This window comes from Psychroserpens damuponensis, assembly GCF_000826655.1.
GTDB classification, from domain to species: Bacteria; Bacteroidota; Bacteroidia; order Flavobacteriales; family Flavobacteriaceae; genus Psychroserpens; species Psychroserpens damuponensis.
In genome coordinates this window covers 1-4,146 of record NZ_JXJO01000046.1, presented here as the reverse complement: position 1 = coordinate 4,146, position 4,146 = coordinate 1, and the positions used below count along the sequence as shown (strand labels likewise).

The following is a 4,146-nucleotide window of genomic DNA, read 5'->3' as shown; positions in this document are numbered from 1 at the left end:
ATTCGCAACAATCCATACACAAGTCCGTTGTGTGTAATGCACGAAAAACATTGAGAATATGATTAAACACCTTTACATTTTATTAATTTTCTGCTCTACATTCGGAATTTCGCAGGAATATGGAATTGCAGGAATAACAAGTTCATTGTCTGAAATTAACGAAAATCCGACACTAATAAAATCGGAATTTAATAATCTAACATTAACGATTAAAAAAGATGATAAAGAACTTTTGAGCCCATCATATTCATCTTCATATTTATATTTTCGAGATAATAAAATTGGAATAATTGTTACTAATTCTGACATTCATAAAGAACCAATTCTACTTCGTGAAACAAAATTGATTAGTAATGATAAAAAAGACGAAAAACTTATATACTATTCTAAAGAAGGCGATTTTGTAACAGTAGATTATGGAAATAATAAAATAATATGGGTTGCGGATAGAGAAAAAATAAAAACATCTTATGTCTTTAAGAACTTATCTTTGGCTAGCAAAGCGGAAATTCAAGAATGTACTCAAATCTTCCACTTTGATAAACAAGAAGTTTCTGACCTTTCAAACAATAGTCAAAATCTCATTGGACTTTCGGAAGAAGATGTGATTTATAAGTATTCAAAGTTTTATGAGAAACCATTGTTAGTAGAACAGAAATTAGGCAATCTAACAAACGAGAATGACTTAATTTTACTATTTAAAGGTAAAGAAGATAAAGAATTTCAAAGTGTTGTAATTTTTGATGAACATAGAATATGTAAATACATTATGAACTATTATCCAAATGATATGATTAAAAGTGTATCAGAAACTTATGATAAAGCTTTTGGAAAACCAATTGATTTTGAGTGGATAGAACGTGTTGGAAATAAGAAATACATATATTTTATGGATTTTATAAGCGCTGAAAATCAATTTATAATGCACATAAAAGTGGAATAAGCACTACACACAACAACGTATATAGCTCATAGCCAGTTAGTTGCTTAAACAAAGTTAAGGCATATTTGGAAAGTCGCCAAATTTTTAAATTTGACGATTTCCAATAAAAAAGATAAATAGTAAAATTTAAAAATTTGGCTTGTGATCAATCCGAAAATAATTTTATAATTTGCACGCTACGAGCCATATACAAGACCGTTGTAGCACATTTAATAAAAACGAAATTCATTTGAATATATTTAAGAATTTTTGGATTCTAGCCAAAACTGGATTTATAGTAAAAAAAGAACGAAACTTAAAGTATACTTTTATTATTGGCTTAAAATTATTTGGAATTATAATTACTACAAAATTATTATTCTTTGGACTATTTCAATCTTTAGAACACTTTGAAATTATACAACTACCTCAAAGTATAAATAGCAATAGATTAGAAAATTATAGTAAGATTATACAATTTTCCATTATAGCTATTTATGTACCAATTTTTGAAGAATTAACGTTCAGAAATGGATTGAGATTCTCAAAATGGAATTTCATAATAACATCAATTGGAATGGTCTTTTTGATTTTACGAATTTTTCTAAAATTAGACTGGATTTATTGTTTAATTTACCCATTAATTTCTGGAATAATAGTCTATTTAAGTTTAAAAGAAGCTATTATTGGTTTATTATTCAAGTTTTGGGATGATAATAAAAAAACAATATTTTATAGCTTTCTGATAGTTTTTGGATTAATACACTTGGGTAATTACGAATTGACATCCGAATTATGGTAATATTCTTTCATATTAATTCTCCCTCATATTATAGGTGGATTTATTTACAGTTATGCTAGGTTAAATTCTGGAATTATTTTAGCAATTTGTCTACACAATTTAAATAATGGATTGCCGCTACTGATAAAATTATTTACGGAATAAAAACGTGCCACAACAACGTGTATAACCAATTGCTTGGTTCTAGCCTACTTGGAAATTCCTAACGGAATTTCCTCTGGTTCGTTTTCTTTTATTAACTTAGTTCCTGCCAACGCAACTAGCCATACACAAACACGTTGTAGCACATTTCCTAAAAAACTCTTAGATGATATCAACAAAATACTTCTATCTATTATTTTTTCTGTCAAATACTATATTATCTCAATCATATAATATTTACCACATTTCGAGTGCTCTTGATTCAATTCCTATTGAACATGCTCATATTCTTTCTAAGGGAGATGTTTTGACAGTATCTGATAAAAATGGAAAATTTATACTAGATAGAAATATCAAAATAGATAGTATAGAAATTTCTCACTTATCATTTTCAACACTAGTAGTTAAATCAACAGATTTAAAGAATAATAATATTTTCTACCTTAATAAAAAGATAGATTCTTTAGCGGCAATAATAATCACTAATGAAAAAAAGAAAAAACCTTATAAGATATTACCAAAACGCTCAGGCATGGATTTATTCAACACCAGAGATATTACATTCCCTTATTCAAAAGAAATTGCTGTACTAATACCAAATCTTAAACAGGAGGAAAATATTTTAATAACAAAAATAATTTTGAAATCAAAGAAAAGAGAGTCAAGAAAAGATGACAAGTTTATTCCTTTCAAAGTAAATTTAATGACTTTTGATACAATTACAAATCTCCCAAATAAAAAGATTTTTGAAACTGATTTAACTGTAGGTAAATTAGAAAATCAGCATTTATTAGAAATTGATTTAAGAGATTTTAAAGAGGTATTGTTACCTCAGGAGGGGATTTGTGTTGTGGTATCTCAGTACAGTGGAGACTATTATTTGGAAAATGACTTTTCTAAAAGACTTTCTTTTGGCTCGGTTCTAATAAGAAAGAGTTCTCAATTTAGGGAGTATAATAGATATGATTTAACTGATGAGAAAAGTTGGAAGGAAGCGGAATATAGTAAAACAAGAGATCAATGTTTCAATTTCGGAATTGAAGTAAAATATTTAAATTAACATAATTAAAAAAACGTGCCACAACAACATGTATAACGCATTGCTGGTACTAGCCTACTCGGAAAATCCTACGGATTTTCCTATGGTTCGTGATAGTTTATTATCTTTAAGCTAAACCAACGCAACACATCATACACGAAGACGTTACAGCACATATGAAAATCGTACTTCTATTAACGCTTTTGCTTACTTCAAATTTTGGTTTCTGTCAAGAAACTGAAAAATTGACTGTGGAAAGATTGAAACTCGAACTAGCGGAATTTTTATTAGAAAAAAAATCAATTAAAAGCATAGACCAGCATATTAACTTTTATGGAATTCACAAAAATAAAATTGATGAAAAACTTAAAAATGGAATTTATGTTTTTAACAATGCTTCATCTCACAATCGTTCCTTTTTTGTTATTGTGGAAGATAACTCATTTAGCATATTAGATATTTCAACTTTACAAGGGCTAAAAGACTCAATTGCGAAAACATTGGAATTTGCGAATAAACAAAAATATTGTACGGAAATTATACAAGACTATATTTCAAGATTAGTAAATGTTCACTTTAGGGTCAATAGAAATCCAACAAGTCAATTGAATAAGAATTGTGAATTTGAGTTGAAGCCAACTAAAAGCACTTATGAATTAAAATCTCTGAGATTAAAGCTTGCTGAATTTCTTGTTAAACAAAACGAAATTGAAAATATAGAATACTACTATGAGTATGATTTATTCTTAATGGTTAGAACATTCGAAATCTATTATGGAATTGACAAAAAAGAAAATATTGATTGTGGAGTTTATTCATTTGAATTCTTAAATGAGGAATATGACCAAAATCGTTATTATGTAATAGTAAATGAAGATTGGTTAGAAATTTTCGAAATAGAAAGTTCTGGAAGCTTATCTGATGGAATTAATAAAATATTGGACTTTGCCGAAAGTCATAAATATTGTCATTTAAAAACAGGACAAATTATCGAACAATTAATCGGAAAAAAATATTCGGAAAGCTGTTTCGATAATCCGACTTTTGAATTACCATAAAACTGAAATAAATACGTGCTGTAACACCGTGTATAATTAATTGCTTTTTTAGGCTTACTTACGAAAATTCCTGCGGAATTTTCTCTGGTCCGTAAAAGTTTGCTAAATTAGCTACCAAACCACGCAACTAACCATACACAAACACGTTGTGTGTAATTCGAGAACTGAACTTTCCTGAAATAGG

The 4,146-nt window shown here is 28.1% G+C and carries 4 protein-coding genes; all 4 read left to right on the top strand.

What is annotated here, in order from left to right; all coding sequences use genetic code 11:
• Window positions 1-58: 58 nt before the first annotated feature.
• The 4 genes from TD29_RS17150 (at window position 59) to TD29_RS17135 (ending at window position 3,962) form a co-directional block, all read left to right on the top strand.
• Complete coding sequence (locus TD29_RS17150; protein WP_040282670.1) at window positions 59-943, top strand: hypothetical protein; 885 nt, start codon at window positions 59-61, stop codon at window positions 941-943.
• A gap of 229 nt (window positions 944-1,172) precedes the next feature.
• Window positions 1,173-1,724, top strand: coding sequence for a hypothetical protein (locus TD29_RS17145; protein WP_040282668.1), 552 nt, complete (start codon window positions 1,173-1,175; stop codon window positions 1,722-1,724).
• A gap of 307 nt (window positions 1,725-2,031) precedes the next feature.
• Entirely contained in the window at window positions 2,032-2,925 is an 894-nt protein-coding gene (locus TD29_RS17140; RefSeq protein WP_040282666.1) for a hypothetical protein, read from the top strand.
• A gap of 155 nt (window positions 2,926-3,080) precedes the next feature.
• Entirely contained in the window at window positions 3,081-3,962 is an 882-nt protein-coding gene (locus TD29_RS17135; protein WP_040282664.1) for a hypothetical protein, read from the top strand.
• Window positions 3,963-4,146 lie beyond the last annotated feature (184 nt).